Origin of the sequence: Streptosporangium sp. NPDC002721 (assembly GCF_042888905.1) — a bacterium.
Lineage (GTDB): Bacteria > Actinomycetota > Actinomycetes > Streptosporangiales > Streptosporangiaceae > Streptosporangium.
The window spans coordinates 25,088-45,545 of the sequence record NZ_JBIAQI010000034.1 but is presented as its reverse complement, the minus strand read 5'-3'; the positions used below and the strand labels follow the sequence as shown (position 1 = coordinate 45,545).

General features: G+C 66.8%; 16 protein-coding genes. 7 read left to right on the top strand and 9 right to left on the bottom strand.

What is annotated here, in order from left to right; translation table 11 throughout:
* Positions 1–16: 16 nt before the first annotated feature.
* Both ACFYWM_RS37725 and ACFYWM_RS37720 read right to left on the bottom strand, forming a co-directional pair.
* Positions 17–820 (bottom strand): hypothetical protein, encoded by an 804-nt coding sequence (locus ACFYWM_RS37725; RefSeq protein ID WP_389924335.1) that lies wholly within the window; start codon positions 818–820, stop codon positions 17–19.
* Positions 817–2,313 carry a hypothetical protein gene (locus ACFYWM_RS37720; RefSeq protein ID WP_389924332.1) on the bottom strand — a complete coding sequence of 499 codons (1,497 nt, stop codon included), beginning with the start codon at positions 2,311–2,313 and terminating at the stop codon, positions 817–819. The genes ACFYWM_RS37725 and ACFYWM_RS37720 overlap by 4 nt, the downstream gene beginning before the upstream one ends.
* Positions 2,314–2,582: 269 nt before the next feature.
* On the opposite strand from ACFYWM_RS37720, the gene ACFYWM_RS37715 reads away from it, so the two are divergent.
* From ACFYWM_RS37715 to ACFYWM_RS37700, 4 genes are all read left to right on the top strand, one after another.
* The gene (locus ACFYWM_RS37715) at positions 2,583–2,945 is read left to right on the top strand and encodes a GntR family transcriptional regulator (protein WP_389924329.1); all 363 of its coding nucleotides are present in this window, start codon (positions 2,583–2,585) and stop codon (positions 2,943–2,945) included.
* Positions 2,942–3,865 (top strand): ATP-binding cassette domain-containing protein, encoded by a 924-nt coding sequence (locus ACFYWM_RS37710; RefSeq protein WP_389924326.1) that lies wholly within the window; start codon positions 2,942–2,944, stop codon positions 3,863–3,865. The genes ACFYWM_RS37715 and ACFYWM_RS37710 overlap by 4 nt, the downstream gene beginning before the upstream one ends.
* A complete protein-coding gene (locus ACFYWM_RS37705; protein WP_389924323.1) occupies positions 3,862–4,566 on the top strand; it encodes a hypothetical protein in 705 nt (234 codons plus the stop codon). Before ACFYWM_RS37710 ends, ACFYWM_RS37705 begins: the two co-directional genes overlap by 4 nt.
* A gap of 395 nt (positions 4,567–4,961) precedes the next feature.
* Positions 4,962–7,109, top strand: coding sequence for a hypothetical protein (locus ACFYWM_RS37700; protein ID WP_389924320.1), 2,148 nt, complete (start codon positions 4,962–4,964; stop codon positions 7,107–7,109).
* Between the two features lies 1 nt (position 7,110).
* Here the strand turns inward: ACFYWM_RS37700 and ACFYWM_RS37695 are convergent, their stop codons facing one another.
* Complete coding sequence (locus ACFYWM_RS37695) at positions 7,111–7,554, bottom strand: hypothetical protein (RefSeq protein WP_389924317.1); 444 nt, start codon at positions 7,552–7,554, stop codon at positions 7,111–7,113.
* Positions 7,555–7,639: 85 nt separating this feature from the next.
* Between ACFYWM_RS37695 and ACFYWM_RS37690 the strand changes: the two genes are divergently transcribed.
* Entirely contained in the window at positions 7,640–7,930 is a 291-nt protein-coding gene (locus ACFYWM_RS37690) for a hypothetical protein (RefSeq protein ID WP_389924313.1), read from the top strand.
* 27 nt (positions 7,931–7,957) lie between these two features.
* Here ACFYWM_RS37690 and ACFYWM_RS37685 read toward each other — a convergent pair whose 3' ends face one another.
* From ACFYWM_RS37685 to ACFYWM_RS37675, 3 genes are all read right to left on the bottom strand, one after another.
* Complete coding sequence (locus ACFYWM_RS37685; RefSeq protein ID WP_389924310.1) at positions 7,958–8,629, bottom strand: hypothetical protein; 672 nt, start codon at positions 8,627–8,629, stop codon at positions 7,958–7,960.
* Positions 8,626–9,831: an AAA family ATPase gene (locus ACFYWM_RS37680; RefSeq protein ID WP_389924308.1), complete on the bottom strand. Its 1,206-nt coding sequence runs from the start codon at positions 9,829–9,831 to the stop codon at positions 8,626–8,628. The genes ACFYWM_RS37685 and ACFYWM_RS37680 overlap by 4 nt, the downstream gene beginning before the upstream one ends.
* Before the next feature lie 109 nt (positions 9,832–9,940).
* A complete protein-coding gene (locus ACFYWM_RS37675) occupies positions 9,941–10,387 on the bottom strand; it encodes an ATP-binding protein (protein ID WP_389924306.1) in 447 nt (148 codons plus the stop codon).
* 353 nt (positions 10,388–10,740) lie between these two features.
* On the opposite strand from ACFYWM_RS37675, the gene ACFYWM_RS37670 reads away from it, so the two are divergent.
* Positions 10,741–11,631 carry a helix-turn-helix domain-containing protein gene (locus tag ACFYWM_RS37670; RefSeq protein ID WP_389924455.1) on the top strand — a complete coding sequence of 297 codons (891 nt, stop codon included), beginning with the start codon at positions 10,741–10,743 and terminating at the stop codon, positions 11,629–11,631.
* A gap of 14 nt (positions 11,632–11,645) precedes the next feature.
* Positions 11,646–11,855 carry a DUF397 domain-containing protein gene (locus ACFYWM_RS37665; RefSeq protein WP_389924303.1) on the top strand — a complete coding sequence of 70 codons (210 nt, stop codon included), beginning with the start codon at positions 11,646–11,648 and terminating at the stop codon, positions 11,853–11,855.
* Positions 11,856–12,055: 200 nt separating this feature from the next.
* Here the strand turns inward: ACFYWM_RS37665 and ACFYWM_RS37660 are convergent, their stop codons facing one another.
* The 3 genes from ACFYWM_RS37660 to ACFYWM_RS37650 form a co-directional block, all read right to left on the bottom strand.
* Entirely contained in the window at positions 12,056–16,291 is a 4,236-nt protein-coding gene (locus tag ACFYWM_RS37660; protein WP_389924300.1) for an Eco57I restriction-modification methylase domain-containing protein, read from the bottom strand.
* Positions 16,288–19,485, bottom strand: a complete 3,198-nt coding sequence (gene drmD, locus ACFYWM_RS37655) for a DISARM system SNF2-like helicase DrmD (RefSeq protein ID WP_389924297.1) — start codon at positions 19,483–19,485, stop codon at positions 16,288–16,290. Before drmD ends, ACFYWM_RS37660 begins: the two co-directional genes overlap by 4 nt.
* 656 nt (positions 19,486–20,141) lie before the next feature.
* Positions 20,142–20,438: a hypothetical protein gene (locus ACFYWM_RS37650; protein WP_389924294.1), complete on the bottom strand. Its 297-nt coding sequence runs from the start codon at positions 20,436–20,438 to the stop codon at positions 20,142–20,144.
* Positions 20,439–20,458: the final 20 nt, after the last annotated feature.

Sequence of the window (20,458 nt, the reverse complement as noted above, 5' to 3'; positions counted from 1 at the left end):
CACATCGGCGAGCCGGTCACGGCCTGGTCCGCGCGCGGTGGACGACGACGTCGTCCCCGCGCCCCGGGTACACCATGATCAGCAGCCGCTGACCGGCGTACTTGTCGCCCTTCCAGGGGAGCCGGGCATGGTGGACGCGGATCCGATAGTCGCCCCTGCCGCGCACGGCGAGATCGGGCAGGTCGGATCTGTCCATCGGGTCCCTGAGCCTGATCTCGCCACCCGGGCTGTGGTAGCCGACCTCGACGACGTGGTGCCATCCCCTGGTTTCCACGGGCGGGCGGCGGGTGTACGTCTCGGTCGTGACACAACTCGCTGCGTCGGGGTGGATCCTGATCACCAGATGCCCGGGGAGCGCCGCCACCAGCCCGTTCTTCTGCGCGAGGTCGAGCAGGCCGTCCATGGAGGGATCACCGGCGTCCTCGGTCCCCTCGTACGCCTCCAGGACGCCGTGCTCCGTCCACAGGGGTGCCTCGTGCCTCGACACCGACTTCGCCCTGATCAGGGGGCGGCGTCGAGGCGCCTCAACGCATTTGCGCCGCTCCTCGACCTCCCACTCCAGCGTCTCGCGTTCCTCGGCGTCGCTCGCCACCTTCACGGCCGCCGCGGCGCGCGGGCAGATCCCGGCGAGGGCGGCGTTCAGGATCCGCACGTCGACGCCGGTCTCGCGGATGCGGGCGATCTCCTCCGGGTCGTTCCGCGTGTAGACGCCGCACAACCGGCGCCCGTACTCCACCAGCGCCAGGTCAGGGGTGCTTCGCGCGGACGGCAGCACGCCGGAGGTCCGCACCGCGCACACGAACGCCCGCTCACCGGTCACCGGGGACGGCTCGACGCGCTCCCCCGCCCTCTTTCCGGCGGCTCGCAGTCGCTCGCCATGGTGACCGGGCCGCGTGCCTGGTCCGCCACCGGGAGCAGGCAGAGCACCGCGACCAGCGCGAGGCACGCCGCCGCCACCCGGTACGGCGAGCGCCGGGCCGGACCCCAGCCGTACAGGGACATCAGGATGAGCGCGGACACGACGAGGGCCGCGCTGTGCCACAGCGGCGAGACACCGAGGACGAGGAAGCCGCCCTCCCCGGTGGGCGGGAACATCTCGTCGGGGTACATCCGCTCGCTCGCGTACAGAAAGGCCATGTCGGGGCTCGACAGCTCGGCGGCGGTGTAGGTGCCGGTCTCCCGGACGGTGGCCGCGGTGACGACCCCGGCCACGGCGGCGGCGAGCAGGACGCACGCCGTCGCCCGCACGCAGCGGCGCGTCCTCCGTGTCACCGCGGCCAGGACGAGGAGACCGAGACCACCGACCCCTACCAGGAGGTCGAACCACAACCACACCTGCGCCAGGCTCGCGAGGTGCGCGCGGACGGCGTACTCGATCGCTCCCCTCGGCCCGATCCAGAACGGCATGCCGTGGGCGAGATTGACGGCCACCGGGAGCAGCGGCAGCACAACCGCGACGACGGGCAGCGGCCACCGCCCCAACGACACCTTGACCGGAACCGGCCTCTCCTGCCGCTGTACGACCTTCACGCACGGACCGGCGAGATCGTGGGCGGACCGGGCCAACCACACCGGCAGCAAAACGCTGAGCAGGAGGTATGTCAGCGTGAAAAGGAAATCGCCGCCGAAGGGGAGAGCGAACGTCAGCGGCATGACGAGAAGCGGAAACGTCATGGACGCGGCCCCCGACCATACGGTGGCCCTCCCCCAGCGACCGTCCCGGGCCTGGGCGACGAGGGTCAGCAGCATCCAGAGAGCCCAGGCCAACCCATCCAGCTGGACAAGCTCGAAGATGTCCTCGACCGATCGAAAACCGAACTCGTCGGACACCCCTTCCCCGATCGAGCCCACCACGTCGAGCGTCCCGACCACGAGCGCGGTGAGCCGCAGGACGCGGGAGGCGCCGTCCAGCACCCGGTGGAACAGCACCACGAGAGCGAGCTGGCCGATCTCGACGACGACGTACGCCCACCAGGGCAGGTCGGACACGAACATGAGGACCGGATGGACGACCAGGTTGGCGTAGAGCGCCACGCGCAGCCGGCGGACGTGCCTCCCCGGCTCGCCCGGCTCTCCGGCCACCCGCCCGCGCAGGATCTGCCACAGGGCCCAGCCCTGCACCCCACCGGCCAGGACCAGGGGAAACACGTGCCACTTCGGGTGCTCGGACCACGGCCCCTCCCCGTGGAACACGAGTCGCCGGAGAAGGTCGCCGTCACCGGTGACCAGCGCGACGACAGCGGCCACGACGACCGCGGTCAGGTATCCGGCCGCGACGAAGGCCGCGGGACGGCCGAAACGATGGCGACGCACGCGCACTTCCCTGGGGAGAAAGGGGGAATAGGCGAAGCGCCCAACCCTAGCGAGTCACTCCCGTCTCCGGACGCGAACTGCCCGCACGTTGGGCACGAGAGCCCGCCGGAGCCCGCTGCCGGCCCCCGAAGCCCCGGACCATGGGATCCCAGAGCCTCGCCCGGCCTCGTCGCGAAGCCCCCACCCCTGCCGTGAAGCCGATGTTGACGCACGACCTCTTCGCTCCTATGGTTCATTACAAGAGTAATGAACCAACTAAGCGGGTGCCCATGTTCGATGACCAGAGCCCGATCTATCGGCAGATCGCCGATCGCATCAAGACCGAGGTGTTGAACGGCACGCTGGGCGGCGGCGACCAGGTCATGTCGACCAACCGGTACGCCGCCTTCTACCGGATCAATCCCGCCACGGCGGCCAAGGCGTTCCAGCAGCTGGTCGACGAGGGCGTTCTCTACAAGAAACGAGGCATCGGCATGTTCGTCAGTCCGGACGCCCGGGAGGCGCTCAGGAACCAGCGGCGGGAGAGCTTCTTCGCCGAGGTGGTCGCCCCGATGGTGGCCGAGGCGAAGGTGATCGGCATCCCCCTCACCGACATCGTCAAGAGGATCCACGAGTTGGAGGAGCGCGCATGAACATCGTGGCCGACGGCCTGCGAGTCGACTACGGCACCGTCAGGGCGGTCGACGACGTCACGTTCTCCCTCGACGGCGGCAAGATATACGGCCTCCTGGGGCGCAACGGGTCGGGCAAGACCAGCCTGCTGTCGGTGCTGGCCGCCTTCCGCAGGGAGTCGGGGGGCACGGTGCGGGTCGGGGGCCGTCCCGTGTTCGAGAACGCCGCCGTCACCCGTGACATCTGCCTGATCCGCGACGCGGGCGAGACGATCGACATCGGCACCGCCGCGGACGCGCTCGACTTCGCCGAGTCGCTCCGCCCGAACTGGGACGCGGCGTACGCCCGCACGCTGATGGACAGGTTCGCGCTGAAGGGGAAGGCCAATGTGAAGGCCATGTCCAAGGGGCAGCGGTCGGCGCTGGGAGTGGTGGTGGGGCTGGCCGCGCGGGCGCCGCTGACCATGTTCGACGAGTCCTACATCGGGATGGACGCCCCCTCCCGCTACGCCTTCTACGACGCCCTGCTCGCCGACTACATGGAGCACCCGCGCACGATCATCCTCTCCACCCACCTGATCGAGGAGGTCAGCTCGCTGTTCGAGGAGGTCCTGATCATCAACCGGGGCAGGCTGCTCCTGCACGAGCGGAGCGAGACCCTGCTCGCGCGCGGCACCTCGGTCACCGGGCCGATCGCCGAGGTCGACGCCTTCACCGCCGGGCTCACGGTGCTAAACACAAAAACCCTGGGCCCGACCAAGGTCGCCATGGTCTACGGCGACCTTGACGCCACCTCGCGCGCCAGGGCGGCCCAGGCCGGGCTGGAGCTCGGCCCGATCGCCATGCAGGACCTGTTCGTCCACCTCACCGGCCCCGACCCCGAAGCCCCCGCCCCCCTCGCCGCCCCCGTCCCCACCGAGCCCGCCGGAGACGTCCGATGAGATTCCCGACCCGCCTTCTGGGCGCCCCCCTGGTCTACACCGCCTTCCTGTGGGCGGGGTTCTACGTGCTGGTCGTCCTGCTCACGGTCGGCGTGGCGATGTTCGGAACACTCAGGATCAGCACGTGGGAGGTCGCCACGCAGATCCCCCGCTGGCTCGTCCTGTTCATCGGCGTCTCCCTGATGAGGGAGTTCCTCCCGCTCTACATCGCGCACGGGCAGACCCGCAGGCAGTTCGGCGCGCAGGCCGCGGTGACCGTCGTGCTGTACGCGCCGGCGTTCTCCGCCCTGATCACCCTGGGCTACCTGCTGGAGGCGCTCCTGTACAACCTGCTCGACCGGCCGCAGACCCTGATGAGCGCCCACCTGTTCTCCTCGCCGACTCAGGTGCCGCTGATCTTCGCCGAGTACCTCGTCCAGGGCCTGGCCTGGATGGTCGCGGGGACCCTCATGGGGGCGGCGTTCTACCGCTGGCAGGCCGGCGGGGTGCTCTCCCTGCCGTTCGGCGTCGCGCTGGTCGTGCTGGGCGAGTCGGCCATCGGCGGAAACCTGAGGCTGCCGTTCTTCAGCTCGGAGCTGGGCTTCGACCTCACGCCGGGTGTCACGACGGCCCTGGTGGCCGGTCTTGCCTGCCTTCTGCTCGGCCTGGCGATGACCTGGCCGCTCATCCGCGACGTCCCGCTTCGCAACAGGATCTCCTGAGCACGGGTCGCTTCCCGGTGGGGCCGCCGCACACGCCGGCCCCGCCGTCTTCCGCCTCCTCGACGAGCGAACGCGCAATTGAAGGGCTGACGCATCCTGTGGGGCGGAAATTCGCGACGCCCATTTAGCGTGCGGCCATAAATTCGCTGAATAGGTGACCGGAAATATCTTTAACCGCTTTTGGACCTTGTCGCGCTACCGAGACCCGGAGGTGGGGACGAGCTGTCCTGAATCGAGTTCACATTGAGGAGAGCTGATTGCCGCACGGTGACGGCGTGTGACGCCTGCCGGATAGACCATAAAAGCCTTAGGCGATCTGTTCTGCCAGATGAAAATCACTCGGTATGGAACTAGAGTGAAACAATTAAAAATAGGTCGAGGAGATGGTGGAGTCGATGTCGCCGGGAACGGGGCCCACGTCGCCGGACTTCACCGGAATCGACCCCGATCTGATGCGGAGCTTCGTCACGGCGCTGGAACGCGGCCGCGACGTGATCGGCGAGCAATCCGAGCGGATCCGGCAACTACTCGCGGCAGCTGAGGTGTCGGCGGCGGGACTGGGGCCGATCCGGGAGGTTGACGGCTGGGTCGGCGACGAGCTGCCGAAACTGCGCGAACGCCTGGAGACGATCAACCAGGACCTCCCCATGCTGGGAGAGGACCCCGGCGTTCCTGGACGGGCATCGACATGGACCGGCGACCGGTTCAACAACCCGTTCGAGTGGGGGCTGCTGCCCTACGACGAGAAGACGGGAAAGTCACCGGCGGGCAACGCCAAGAAGGGCACCGACCTCGCCGCCGAGTTCCGCCGCCTTCCCGAGTCCTCCCTCGGCCTGCCCAACGCCGCCTACAACCGGGTTCTCGAAAAGCTCGCCGACGGGCAGAAGGACGGCTACCTCACCGCCGGGTTCTTCCGGTCCATCGGCCCGGAGGGCGTGCTCAGCATGATCGGTCGCCTGGAGAGGTACGACAAGAAGGTGGCCGACAAGCACCGCAAGGTCATAGGCGACGCGCTGGGCACGGCGGTCGGCGCGCAACCTGCTCTCCTCGGCTCCGCCTGGCAGGCGGACAACCTCAAGAAAGCCCCGAAAACCCAATTGGCGGGCCTGCTCGCGTACGGCACCTTCCCCGTCCCGTGGCTCACCCAGATGCTGCGAGGCGGAGTGGGAAAGCCGATCGGTGCCGGCGACGGTAGCCGCCCCCGGCGATGGAAGACCGACCTCGTCCCGTTCCTGCCCGCCCTGGCGAACAACCCCGAGGTGGCCAGAGGCCTGTTCAACCCCATGTCACGTGAGGACCTCAGAGATCTGTTCACCGAGTTCAACCGCATAGAAGACTCCTTCCCCAACGCGAGACCCTGGGGCTTTGAGCACGAGATCAGCATTGAATACGGAAGGTCCAGCAGCCAGCCCTGGAAAACGGACTTCGATGTCCACACGGAGTTCGGCCGGATGCTCGCCGCCGGAGGCGGGGCCTACGAGAAGGGCCCGCACAGCCCCGAGGCCGCGAAGTTCGCCTTCAACGTCATGACCATCATGGGAAACCTCAAGGACACCGACGGCACCAGGGACTCTCCAGCCACCCCGATGGAGGTCGCGCCGGAAGTCAGGCCTTTCATGTCGACGCTGGCCGGCGCCTACGCCGCCGAGATCACCGAAGGTGCGAACATCGGTGACGCGAACATGACCGAGGAGAGCACGCTGAAGCCCTTCACCTCGGCGTTCGGCATGACGGCGGCGTTCACCCTGAGCCCGAAGGACACCTACCGCTTCCTGAAGATCTTCGCCGACTCCCCGGCGAACCTCGCCCCGTTCGACCGGGCGATGGGCGGCTTCTCCCAGAAACTCATCGCCAACGCCTCGGAAAAGGCCCGGCGCACCGAGAGTGTTGGCGACCTGTTGAAGGTGTTCAAAGCCCTGGGCAACGTACGCGGCTTCGAGCTGGCCGCCGTCGAGAAGGTCCAGGGCAACCTGGACGCGATCGACAAGCAGCAGAAGGACACGTTCAACTTCTTCCGCGACGCCACCATCGGCCTGGCGAGCATGTACATCGGATCCGGCCCGGTCTGGGCCTACACCTGGTACGCGCTGAGCACCGGCCTCTCCGCCGAGAGCGCCTTCGGCGAAGAGGACGAGACTCGGATGGACCGGGTCGACGAGGCGGACAGGGTGGCGACCCTCGGCCGCCAGCACATGTACGCGCAAATACTCATGGCCAATGGCTTCGTCCCCAAGGTGACACCCGCCGAGTTCCAGGCCGGACGCGAGTCCATCACCGACGCCAAGGGCAACCTCAAACCGTTCTCCGAGCTGATCAAGCCACCTGACGTTCCTCTCACCGATGCCAAGGGCAGCCTCAAGTCACCCTCCGAATTGCTCAAGGAGGGGAACGAGGGGCTTGAGGCATTCGAGAGGTGGGCAGTGGTCAACGGGATGGGCAGCGACGAAGATCTTTCTGTAGGAAAACTGTCCGACGACACGGCGAACCAGTTCGAGGCCGGCAACAAGCGAGGCCGAGCACGTGGCCTGGCCTTCGATAACTAACTCATGAGGTCGGTAGACACTCGGTTTCACCTCTCACCGCATATTGCCCATTGCCCGGCGACTCCAAAGTCATCCTTGTCTTGTACTCGTCATTGGCGAGCTTGAGAGGAGCGTCGCCGCGATCCTCAACGATGCGATAGGGGGCCACGCCGGAAAGCGAGCCCAACAGAAGGTCGTTAAGGCTGTCCGACTCTAGCTTCTCCGTTCCGTACCTACCGGTGGCCGCAAAAGTGCGCTTGACCTTACCTTCTCCACAAGGGATATCACGCCCACCAGAATCAGTGATTCGGACGTCCAGAGCGTGGCGTTCCTTCATCAACTCGGTGATGTGCGATTTGAGGGTCTCCCCCGCTTCGGCTGCCGTGGGGCCACTATCCCCACATCCGGACACTGTCAGCACCATCGCCGCGCAGACCAAAATCCCGCGCCATGCAAAACTTGTCATCCATTCCTCCGGGGCTGGCCGAGGTGCCACAGATCCAATAATGTCCAATAGTCCACCCGATGTATCGGCATCCGAAGAGGGACAGATGAATCCTGGCCCGGAAGATCTGGTGCCCAACCCGCGGCGTCAGGTGCTGGAGCAGACATTGGTGGAGCTCAGGGCGCGAGTCGCCATCCTTGAAGCCGCACTCGACCCGGCTCACGGCCAGTTCACCGGCCAGTCGGTGTGGGTCGGGCCGAAGGCCCGGACGTTCACCGAAGATCTCACCGCCCGCCGCACCCGACTGCGCCAGGCGGCCAGGGCACTCGTCGAGGCCCTCGAAGAGGAGATCCGGTCCGCCCCAGCGAAGGTTCCGCCGTCCGTCGCGCGGCAGTGACACGCCTGGCTCGACCGCACGCGGCGTTCAAGCGGATATGTGCTCCGAGCAGCAACGTTCGGCGTCGTCGCGTAGTTGCAGCCAAGAGCGGTTCGAGCCCACGGGACTTTTGAGCTTGCCGAGGGCTACGGCTTTCTCCAGGACGTCGGGGGCGTCGGACTCCCGATACCTGCGACCCTGCCGACTGACCTCGTCCATGAGGATCCGCTTGGGGTCGGTGAGCCTGCCGGTGTCCTTCCCTCGGTACTTCTGGGGGAGCTTCCACCCCGACACCAATGCTTCCAGCGCGTCGGGGAACAGCAGGAGCCACGCCTCCGTCTCCCAGACCGCGAGCACGTGGTGGGCGGAGGTGAACGCCTTCCCCAGTGCCCCGTCCACACGTTCCCGTATGGCGCGGTAGTCCGTACCGTCCGGCCTGTCGAGATCCTCATGCACGAACACGCACGCGACCTCGGCGCTCTCCCGCGCGGCCCGCGCGTTCACCAGTCTTCTGAGCCTTTCGACCCGTCTCTCCAACTCGACGCCCGTCGCGTCGCTGAGGCGCAGGGTGCCGTTGATCTCCACCAGACGGCCGCGCATGTCCGGGCAGTACGCCTCCAGGAGAATGCGCAGGCACCGACGGTCGTTACCGTCCTCCCCCGCGAGTACCACGATCGGCCGCCGGGTCGCGGCTATCCGCGTGCCACCCTTCCGGCTCACAGATCACCGCCCAGCGCCCCGGCGAACCACAGCTCTCCCAGCGGCTCCCCCTCACTGGCGGCGACGATCTCACGGATGCGCTGGGTGGAGAGCGCCGGAATCGCGGAGGATCCGTCATCCCGCCGCTCGCAGATCACCAGCTCTTCGGGCCTCAACCGGTCGGCGAAGGCCGGAGAGTGCGTGGCGATGAGAAACTGGGTCCGCTCGCTCGCCTCGCGAAGCCTCTCCACCAGCAGCTCCAGTGCCTGCGGATGGAGGCCGTGGTCGATCTCCTCCACACAGGTCAACGCCGGAGGGGACGGGTCGTAGAGCAGGGCCAGCAGGCCGAGAAGCCGGATCGTGCCGTAGGAGGCGTCGGCGAGCTGGGTGGGCCGGCGAAGCCCGCGCTCGTGCAGGATGACGACCACCTCGTGTGCCGCACCCGACGGATACTCGAAGCCGATGGACTCAAGCTGAGGAAGCACCGCGATGGCGTCCTCCTCAAGTCGTCTCCAGGTATCCCCGTCGTCCTTGCTGAGCATGAGCAGGGAGGCGGCGAGGTTGGCGGCATCGGCCCGGAGATCGGACGCACCTTGAGCAAGTCTGGACGGCTGCCGTGCGGCGTCGACACTCACGTCGAAAACACGGAGCCTGCCCAGGCGCGAGGCAAGGGTGCGCACCTCCTGCGCCCCGGCCTCCTTCGAAAGGCGCGGCAACGTTGACAGGCCGCTGCTGGCCCTGCTGATTCCGGTGGTGTACCGCACGTCGGGTGAAACGGGATCCAGCAGGCCGAGCTGGGAAACCTCGACCAGCTCATCGCTGACGACGATCCGACGCCACCCCTCCGGGTTCGGAAAGCCGAACCGCTCATGTCTGGTGAGCTCGGTCAAAGATCCGTGGTCGCCGGACGCGACCCTCAGCTCATATTCGTCGACCTTCTCAAGGCCCGCATGTGGCGTCCACGCCGCGGACAATTTGATCCGGAAGTGGTCGGGAACGACCTCACCGCCCCGGAACAGAAGCTCGTCGAAGCCACCGCGCTGATCCACCGCCGGGACCAGATCGGTGAGCACCATGTCGGCGAGAAACTGAAAGACCTTGAGCACGTTGGTCTTGCCCGCGCCGTTGGGGCCGACGAGCACGTTCAGCGGGCCCAGCGGGAGCTTGACGCTCCGCAGGCTCCGGAAGTTCTCCACCTCAAGCTCGACGAGCCGTTTCTCCACGGTCCACACCCCCACGAGTACCGATCGCCGTGAGACGGTCGCGGCTACCTGACAGGATCTACAGAGACTTACTTACACCACCGTGCCCGCGTACGGCGGACGCCTCCGTTCACTCCTCAGGAGACGCCGGTGGAGCCAGGGTGCACCAGACGATCTTTCCGCCCGGGGACGGGCGGTAGTAGCCCCACTCGCTCGCGAGCAGGTCGACGAGGTGGAGGCCGCGACCGCTCTCGTCGTCCGGACCGGGGTCACGGATCACCGGCGTGAGGGGGCTGGCGTCCCAGACGCGGAGCACGATCGTCTCTCCGACCCGGTAGAGGTCCATCCAGATGTGGTCCGGGTCGGCCTGGGCCGCCGCCTCCGTGGTCGCGGGGCACGAGGCGTGCGCCTTGACCGCGTTGGAGACCAGCTCGGAGGTGACGAGCACGGCGGTCTCGATCAGGTCGTCCCGGTGCCAGCTCTCCAGAACCCGCTGGACGTGCACGCGGGCGTAGTAGGCCGACGTCGGGAAGACGGAGAGTTTCAAATACTGCTCACTGCCGGTAACACCGGTCATTTTCACCCGCTCCTGATGGGCACGTCGGACATAGGACCGGCACCGTTCGCAGACGGGGGACGCCGCTCACCCCACGGGGGACGGGGGCACGATGCCGGTCCTACGGGAAGCACGGCCGGGGAGCGTCGCAGATGTGTCGCCGGTCGTACCACTGAGGCCGGACGGGCACCCGGTACGGGGTGGGGCCGCCTCGGGAGGGAAGATCGTCCGCCCGGCCGTCTGGGGAAATCACACGTTTCGCCTTCCAGCGGGGAGCCCAACTGGAAAACTTAACTCTGCGAGCATGCACTATCACGCTCAGTAAAAGCAACATGGCTTTTGCATTGCGTACATGATCCAGAAAGGTGCTGAAGATGCGGGAGAGAGATGAGATGGGCGGAATCACGCCTCCGCCACCCCGACGTCAACCACCCACGGTACGGCTGCGCCGTCTGGCAGCTGAGCTGCGTCGCCTTCGCCAGGAGGCTGGACTGGCCCAGAACGAAGTGACCGATAAGACCGACCTCAACCTCGCCACGCTCTATCGAATCGAGACGGCCAAGACCAAGCCACAACTCCGGACGCTCAATGCCCTGCTCGACCTCTACGGCGTCACCGGTAGCCAGCGCACTGACCTGGTGTCTTTACAAAAGGAAGCCAGACAGCGTGGCTGGCTGAACGGCTTCGAGGCCAATCTCAGTGATCAGTACACCGCCCTCATCAGCCTGGAAGCCGAGGCCGAGCAAGCCATCAACTACGAATCGCTGTTCATCCCCGGCCTGCTACAGACCGAGGACTACGCACGAGCAGTGATCCAGGCTGTGCCCCCAACCGCTACCGATGCCCAGGTTGAAAACCGCGTTACTGCCCGACTGCAGCGGCAAGCTCTTTTGGAAGGGGAGACACCGCTCCGTCTGTGGGCAATCCTTGACCAGGCTGCTCTCTACCGGACGGTTGGCAGTGATGCCATCATGCGCAATCAACTCGCGCATCTCGCCCGGCAGGCCCAACGCCCGCACATCACCATCCAGGTCATCCCGTTCTCCGCCGGAGCCCACTCTGGGATGTTGGGCAGCTTCATCCTCCTGAAGTTCGCCCGGGGTAACTCCGATGTGATCTACATCGACAGCATGGCCGGCGACCTGTTCCTTGAGAAGGAAACGGATATCGCGAGGTATAACGATATGTGTGAGCATCTTCGTGCGATAGCACTCAGCCCTGCTGACACGGCTGCGTTACTCGCATCCTCACGCGAAGATCACTAAAGGAAGGAAGCAGGATGCAGCAACCTGACCTCTCCGGTGCGCCTTGGCGCAAGAGCAGCCTCAGCGGCGAAGGCGCAAGCTGCGTCGAGATGGCATTCGTCGGCAAGGACGTCGCCGTCCGTGACACCAAGGACCGCGACGGCGGCACCCTCATCTTCCGCCGTAATGACTGGACCACCTTCATCAACGGCATCAAGAACGGCGCCCTCGACAGCCTCACCTGACAAGCCGCTCTGCCAAGAACATGACCATCTCCAGCAGGCTTCGCTTACAGAAAGCGCCGAACCGACGGGTTGAGATCAGCCCAGCGGACCAGGCGCGTCCAGAACCGGCGAGCGACGGGAGATCCGGACCGTCGACATGCGTGTGAACCGGAGGTCACGCAGATCGCCCCTACAGGGTCACAAACTTGGCGGAACGCGCTTCACCACAGGCCGCCCTCGGCTGCGGGCTTCTTCGCAGTCCGGGGGAGTTTGGGCTTGGCACCCTTGTTGTGCAGGCCCTTGGCGACCTCTTCGGCATAGCGGGCGTGGTTGAGCTCCAGCAGCCGGTCCACCAACTCCCGCTGCGCGAAGGGGCCAACGGTGTAACGGGTCTCCCGGCCCACGCTGTGGTGACCGTGGTCTAGCTGGTCGATCAAGTCATCCCAGCCATAGGCACGACAGACCGCCTCGTCGATCGCCTTGTGAATGCGACGGAGTTCCACGATGTCGTCGTCATGGCACTTGGGGTCGTTGACCAGGTTGTAGGTCACGGTCAGCCCGGCCTGCCGAGAGAGCATGAGGTTCCGGCGGAAGGTGTCGAGCTGATTGCCAAGATCGCGCATTTCTTGGGTGAGATCCGAGAGGGGCAACGTCTCGAACACGTCCGATGGCGAGTAGTTAATGTCCGTCTTCATCGTCGAACTGCGACTAACTGTCCACCAGTAGTGCGGGGCACTGGACAACAGCGCCAGCATCGCCGTGTCATCCGTCGCGAAGACGCCAAGCTTGTGGGCAAACACCTGCCCAGTCGGCACCATCACCGGCATCACGATCTTGCTCACTAGCGTGATTACAACTACCTGTTTCAACTCAGCAATAGCCTTTACTAATGCAGGCCGCTTGTCCGCATACTGCCAGTAGCGCTCCGGCAGTGGATTGCGCAATGCATAATTTCCATCTGACTTCTTACGCTGACGCTCAGACTTCACTTCACGATCGACAATCGCAAAGACATCCGAGTAGACCTCGGCCTTCTCCCTGGGCCAGTCATGAAAATTGATCACCCAACGACTGGCCGAGCAGTCTGGTCGCGAATTTAGGTCTTGTCCGTTGACATAAGGAAATAGCACCTCAGCGTTCTGGGGGTTATTTCCGATTAACGCCTTCGCGTCGCCAGGGTCCATCACAAAACCCATGCCAAGAACATATGACCCGATGAATGAGATCCCGGAGTTAACAAAAAGTCGATGCGGATTCCCAGTAACACGTGACTCAGGTTCAAGAGAAGGCGAGATAGCCGAGACCACGACACCATCCACGACTCGCTCAGCCTTCTCGCCAAGCGGAGCCCGACTGGTCCACACAGCACAGTACTCCAGCACCGCACTCCTTGATGGCCATGGCCTGCTCTTCACAGCCTGATGAATTTCGACTCCATCTGCTACGAGTTGATCAAGCCCAACTTCTCGCGTGTCTCCCTGAGCAAGCGTGTTGGTCGCGATCAGCCCTGCCTGTCCACTTGAATTGAGCAGGGCATGCGCTCGCAGCACAAAATAAGCGACAACATCCGCATGACCACGAGCCCCTCCCCCGATCGACTCGACGAGATACTCACGATAGGCAGAACCCAGTGATCCGCTGATCTTCTTTCCGCCAAGGAAAGGCGGGTTTCCAATGACTGCGTCGAAGCCAGAATTATCCGATCCAGACCGGCCCGGGAGATCGATCTCAAAATCCCCCGCGACCTTCCTCTTAAAGACCTCAGGGAAGACCAATGGCCAGTGAATCGGATGACGATCGAAGGAGCCCTCAATCTGATCAGCGGCGAGCCACTTGCGTCGTTGCTCGCGAGCGCTCACTTCAGCTTGCTCCGCTTTCTTGCTCACCGCATCGGCGATTTCAGCAGCTTTGAGTGAGGCAATATCCACACTTACTTTTCGGCCTTCGACTGTCGAACCGTATTGGCCATGATTGCCGCCAGAGCCGCTGATGTCATAAATCTCTCGTGCCAACGCACCACCGACAGCGAGATCAGCGAAAAGCCGAAGTTGCGCGGAAGTAACCTCCACATCAGCGAGCCGTGCCCGCTTCCTGGCGAGCGCCGCCAAAGGGTCGTCGCCCAACTCAATCTCCGCGATCCCCCGCCGCTTCTCAGCCAACTCGGCGACCTTCTCCCGCACCCCGGCCGTCCAGTTGAAGAGATCCTCGTGGATCTTCCGCCCCTTTACCGGGTCCATGTGCATGTATTCGAGCTGCTCGATCGACGTGATCCCCAGCAGCGAGTCCCCCGCCACCAGCCGGTCGTCCACGAACGTGAACGGCCTGGCCGGGTCCATGGAGACGAGCCATAGGGACAGTTTGGCCATCTCGACGGCCATCGGGTTGATGTCGGCGCCGTACAGGCAGTGTTCGATGACCTGGCGGCGGGCCTCGATGACGAGCGGGTCGGCGTCGGCGTCGGCCGTGCGTTCAGGGGCGCTCTCGCGGTAAGCAACGGCGCGCTCGTCGCCCTCGCGGGACCAGGCGTCGACCAGGGCCTCACCGAGATAGCGGGCTGCGGCGACGAGGAAGGCGGCCGAGCCCATCGCGATGTCGGCGACCTTCAGCGACAGGATCTCTTTGGACGTCTTCGGCTTCCACTGCGACCGGTCGGCGGTCTGCAGCGGCCCGACCGTGTAGATCAGCGGCTCCAGGGCTCCCTCGACGACCGACTCGGCGAGCTTCCTCGGCGTGTAGTGGGTGCCGGTGTTCTTGCGCAGTGCCGACTCGGTGACGTACAGCGTGCCGGGCAGGATGACGACGGGCAGGCCGCGCAGGTCGTCGCGGATGATCCCGGCGAACGGCAGCAGCCGCCGGGTCAGCTCGGCGTCGCCGCCGGTAACGGCGAGGAGCCTGCGGGTGGCCTCCAGCTCGGCGGCCTCGTCGCGCGGGGCCAGGTGCCGGGCGAGCGCTCCGGCGGTGCCGACGCCGGAGTCCTTGTAGGTCTCGGCGAGCTTGGCGGCGAACCCGTCGCCCGTCGCGCCGCCGAACCCGGCGGCGAGGTTTTCCAGGGAGGCCAGCTCGACCTCCGCCTCCCTGCCGGACTTGCCGACGAGCCCGACGACCGTGTCGGCCGCGCGGAAGCCCTCGTACGACAGCAGGCCCTCGTAGACGTAGCCGATCTGCTCGACGTCCAGGGAGCGGAAGCTGAGCCTGCGGCGCTCGCGGTTCTTGCCCTTGCCGACCTGGACGTACTGGACGGCCTGGAGCATGTGCAGGACGGTGCGGTCGTCGATGGTGAGCGGCATCCAGGTGGAGGGGTGCGGGTCGAACAGCGAGCCGTCGTGCGGGTGCATGCTGAGGCGGGGGTGCTCGACGCCCCGGTAGACGGCCTCGAAGACGGCGAGCAGCCGGTGCCAGGCGCCGTAGGCGTTCTCCAGCTCGGTCTCGCTGCCCTCGACGGCGCGCTGTTCCAGCTCGGCGCAGAGCCGTCCGGCGGAGTAGGAGGCGGCGTAGACCTCGTTGTCGGCGGGCAGCAGGCCGCGTTCCTCGGCGAACAGCAGGAAGACGATGCGCATCATCACCGCCACCGAGCCCCGGTAGACGTCGTGCGCGCCGATGTCGTCGCGGACGCCCGCGCGGCCGATGGCGGTGACGAGCAGCTCGACGGCCTGGCGCACCTGGACGCCGAGGGCCTCGGTGATCTCCTCCTGGCTGTCGAGGCTCGCGGCCAGCAGCGCGGGCAGCCGCTCGCCGGCGGGCACCTCGAAGAAACGGCGCAGGCCGAGCAGCGAGACGAACGCCCGGACGACGTCGCGTTCGGCGGCCTCGGGCCAGGGCATCGCGTCGAAGACGGCCGTGGTGGTGACGCCGCCCTTGGGCGCCCAGACCAGGGCCCACCAGCGGCCGTCGGTGACCAGGCCCAGCTCGACGCCGTGGTGGCGGCACAGGTGGGCCATCCGGTCGACGGGGGTGGCGGCCCAGGTGGAGGACTTCATCCGGGCGGCGGGGTGGCCACTGGTGATCATCCCGAGGAGACGGATGTCCTCGGTCGTACCCGGGCCGGGCGCGATGCCAGCCGCGTCCGAGTCCGGCGCGGGCTCGCCCCGCGCGGCGGCGGGCTCACCGCCCGGTACGGACAGCGCGAAGATGGGGGTGAGGGAGGTGTCGTGCTCGGGCACCTGGACGGTGAGCCGGTCGAGCCCGCCGATCTCGACGGCGTCGCCCCAGCCGAGCAGCTCGCGCAGGACGTACGCGATCCAGGGTCTGCGCCTCTTGTCGGCCTGCCAGGTGGCGTGCTCGACGCGGAGCCGCTCGCGCTCCCGCTTGTCCAGCGGGTCGAGGGCGGGCCAGGCCGAGCGCAGCACGGGCAGGCTGAGGAACGGGCCGGAGACCTCGACGAGGCTCAGCCAGTCTTGGTGCCGGCGCCCGGAGTCGCGCTCCGCGCCGAAGGACCTGCCGAAACCTGACCTGCTCATCGGGTGGCCTCCCGCTTCGGCACGACGAAGACCACGGCCACCGGGAACCGGTGCGGCTGCGGGGCGCGGTAGCGGGACGCGATCGTCTCAAGCTCGCGGTCGCGTTCCTCGGCGAGGCGGGACAAACGGTCCTCCCATGATCTGCGGTCCTTGCGGTACTGGTCGAGCTCTTCCTTGCTCTGGGCCGCCTCGATGCGGCTGAACAGGGCGTCGTCGTCCTCGTTCTCGGCGAGCCTGGCGCGGAGCGCGGTCTCGAACCGGGCCAGGTTGTCGGCGACCCTGCTCTGCTCGGCCTCCATCCGCTGGACGAGCTTGCGCTCCAGCTGGTCGCGCTTCTGGTCCTTGCCGTCGACGCGCCAGTCGATCGACTGCAGGACGGCCTCGCCGACCCTCGGCCAGAGCCCGGCCAGGCGGTGCCGTACCGGAGCGGAGGCGGGGGTGCCGCCGGTGAGCGCCCGGTCCAGGAGGCCGCCGAGCACGGTCAGGTTCTCCAGCCGCCGGAAGCGGCCGCTCTCGGGGATCCAGCCTCCGGCGTGCAGGACCTCCTCGTGCAGCCGTACGCCGTCGCCGCCGACCAGGACGAAGCGGAAGAACGCCCCGACCAGCACGGTCTCCAGGGCGGGGTCGTCGCTGACCACCGCGGTCACCCGGTGCAGGCCGACCTCCGGGTTGGAGACGGCGGTGCGCAGCAGGCGGGTGGACATGGCGACGAGCGGGTGGTTCAGGTGGGCGAGGACCACGTCGTCGCGGACCCTGCCGTGCGGGTCGAGGGTCGCCTTCTCGTCGAACGTGACCGGTCGCTGCCTGGGCGGCTCGTCAGCCCTTCTGAGCTTGCCGGCGAGCCCGGCCGTGGCCCGCTCCCAGGAGCCGGTGAGCGGCTGCACGTCGTGCAAGCCCTCGGCGAGGTGCTTGTCGTCCACGTGGACGCGGAGCGGCTGCTGGCGGGCCAGGTCGAGCGCGGTGTCGACGACCCGCTTCACCTTGGCCGGGGTGATGCCGAGCTCGCGTACGGTGTCGTCGAGGTTGGCGCGGAGCCTGCGGACCTGCTCGCCGACGTTCGTCTCGGCCTGGACGGTCTGCCGGGACTCCCTGGCGGCGGCGCGCTCCACGTCGTAGTCGGAGATGTCGCCCAGCATGCGCCGCTGGACGGCCTCGGCGAGCACCGCGTTGACGGAGCCGAGGTCCTCCTCCATCTGGGCGACCTTCCCGGCGACCCGGGAGAGGAACTCAAGGTCGGCCTCGTAGGAGTCGACCGCCTTCTCCCAGCCGGTGCCGACGAAGTGGCGGATGTCGGGGTTGTGCTTCTGGCCCCACCGGTCGACCCGGCCGATGCGCTGCTCCAGCTTGTTGGGGTTGAACGGGATGTCGTAGTTGACCAGCCGGTGGCAGTGGTTCTGCAGGTCGATGCCCTCGCTCGCGGCGTCGGTGGCGAGCAGGACGCGGACGGGGTGCTCGGCGGGGTCGGTCTGGAAGGCGATGCGGAGTTGTTCGCGCTCGTCGGCGGCGATCCCACCGTGCAGGATCGCGAGCCGGTCTCCGGCCAGGTCCTCCTGGCGGAGCAGCTCGGCCAGCCACTTCTGGGTGTCGCGGTACTCGGTGAAGACGACGACCCGCTCGTTGGTCCAGTCCTTGTCAGGACGGCAGACGGCCCTGAGGTAGGTGATCAGCTCGCGGGCCTTGGCGTCGGGGGCGGAGGCGTAGTCGAGGGCCCAGCCTCGCATGCGGGTGAGCAGCGCGACCTCCTCCCCGGTGGCTGCGCCCTGGAGCGGTGCGGCCATGCCGACGGCGGCGTCCTCGGCCTCGGCCAGCGGCTCGTCGTCGAGGGTCGCCGTGTCCTCCCAGTAGTCCTCCATCCAGTCGGGGACCTCGTCGCCCTCGCCGTCCTCGTCGTCCCTGTCGGGAGCGGCCTGGGCGGTGGAGGTGACGGTGCTCAGGTAGACGCCGACCGTGTGGGCGAACGCGGCGGGGCTGGAGAACAGGCGCTTCTTGAGCAGCAGCGTGACCAGGTCGGCGGCCTTGCGGCCCTTCCTGCTCCGGTTGAGCCGGGCCCGGCGCAGCGCGGCGAACTCCTTGAGCAGGCCGTGGACCTCGCGCTCGTCGTCGGGGTAGCGCACCGGGACGGCGTGGGCGGCGCGTTCCAGGAAGCGCTTCCTGCCCTCGCCGTCGACGATGTGCCGCTTGAGGCGGCGTACGACGGTCTCCTTGACGGCGGCGGGATCCGGGGTGACGCCCCGGGCGAAACGCTGGTCGTCGAGGATCTCCAGCAGCGCGGTGAAGCTCGCCTGGTAGCCGTTGTGCGGGGTCGCCGACAGGAAGAGCCGGTGGGTGAAGTGCGGGGCGAGGCGGCGGACCAGCCGGGTCTGCTGGGAGTCGACCGCGTAGACCTGCTTGGGCGCGGCGGGGGCGACATGGTGGGCCTCGTCCAGGATGAGCAGGTCGAAGCGGCGCTCCAGCCCGGCCGGGTCGAGCATCTCGTCCAGCAGCCGCTGCGCCTTCTGGCCGCGCAGCCACGGCAGGCTGACGATCGTCAGCGGATAGACCTGGAACGGGTTGGCGGCGGAGCCGTAGGTGCGGCGCACGACCGCGCAGCGCTCGGTGTCGACGATCGTGAAGTCCAGGCCGAACTTCTCGGCCATCTCGTCGCGCCACTTGAGGGTGAGACCCGCCGGGCAGACGATCATGACGCGGCGGGCGCGGTTGCGAAGCAGCAGCTCCTGGGCGACGAGCCCGGCCTCGATGGTCTTGCCGAGGCCGACGTCGTCGGCGAGCAGCAGGTTCACCCGGGGCGCGTCGAGGGCGCGGGCCACCGGCTCCAGCTGGTAGTCCTCGATGGCGACGCCGGAGCGGAACGGCGCCTGGAGCGTCTTGACGTCGGCGCTTGCCACCGCCGACCAGCGGACGGCGTCGAGGAAGGCGGCCAGCCGCTCGGGCGGGTCGAAACCGTCGGGTGTCACGTCGGGCAGCGAGCCGCTGGGCAGGACGCGGCGGCCGGGCTCGATCTCCCAGATGACGTCGAGCCGGTCGCCGTAGCGTCCGTCCTCGACACTCTGCAGGCTCACCAAAGTGTTGGCGTCGCTCGTCTTGACGTCGCCGACCACCCAGCGCTGCCCGCGGACCGCCACCAGGGCACCGATCGCCGGCCCTTCCACGGCCGCCTGCCTCGGGGGCGTCTTCAGGGGCGTCGCGCTCGTCACCATTCACTCCTCGCCAACGGCTTCCCACCTGCGGCGCTCACGACCGCCGCCCTGCGGCCACGGAAAAAAGCGCGGTCAACCAGTCTGGCAGGCCTCAAGCGCCCGCAAAGTCGATCGCCCGGGAACGTTCCGCCAGAGACGTGAAGCGGACTGTACGCTCATCTCCGCCCCATGTCCACACAAAAAATAACTGTGGACTTAGTTCACATTTTTCCCAAGATGGTCTACGTTCCATGATGTGACGCGGCGCACATCGAAGACCGGAACGATGGCTCCGTCACGAGGACCGCGTCCAGTGGACGGGGCAGTTCGGTCGCCGCCGAATCGGACTGCGGCACGGACTCCGGCCGTCGGTCACTGGCCGCACGCACCGAACCGTACCTTCACTCCTCGCGGCCCGACATCACCTCTCCCGAGAGAATGCACTTTATCCATAAACAAGGAATCCAAGAAGACGAAACCCTACGATATGGGTCGGCAGTACGGAAGGTGGAGGCGCCGACAGTGCAGCACTGCACCAAGAAGAACTTACACACCCCCCACCCTGCACCTTTTGGTTATTTAAGCGCGCAAAAGGTATTTACCAACGCCGACTTGGTCGTAACGGAGATAGCGGCCAGGATCACCGCAGAAGATCTTCTGTCGAGCGTTGTCAGCTACCCTCCGGTTCTCCGCAAGCAGATATTGCGACATGTGGGGCTTTCGGACATGCGGTCGATCAGCAAATCAGCGGCGACCAGCCTTGTGCACGCGCTCAGGGGAAACGACAGGAAGCGAAGCACGTCACTCACCCATGTTCTCAGCTTGCCCTTCATCAGCGGGTTCGAGAACCACGACGAGCTCACCGCGGATACCTGTGCGAGGCTGCTCCGACCGGGTTCCGCCGCCGAGGCGATGTCCTCGGCGTCCTCGGCGTCCTCGGCGTCCGCCTTCGTTGAGATGTTGGCGAACACGAGAGGCCTCACCGAGAACC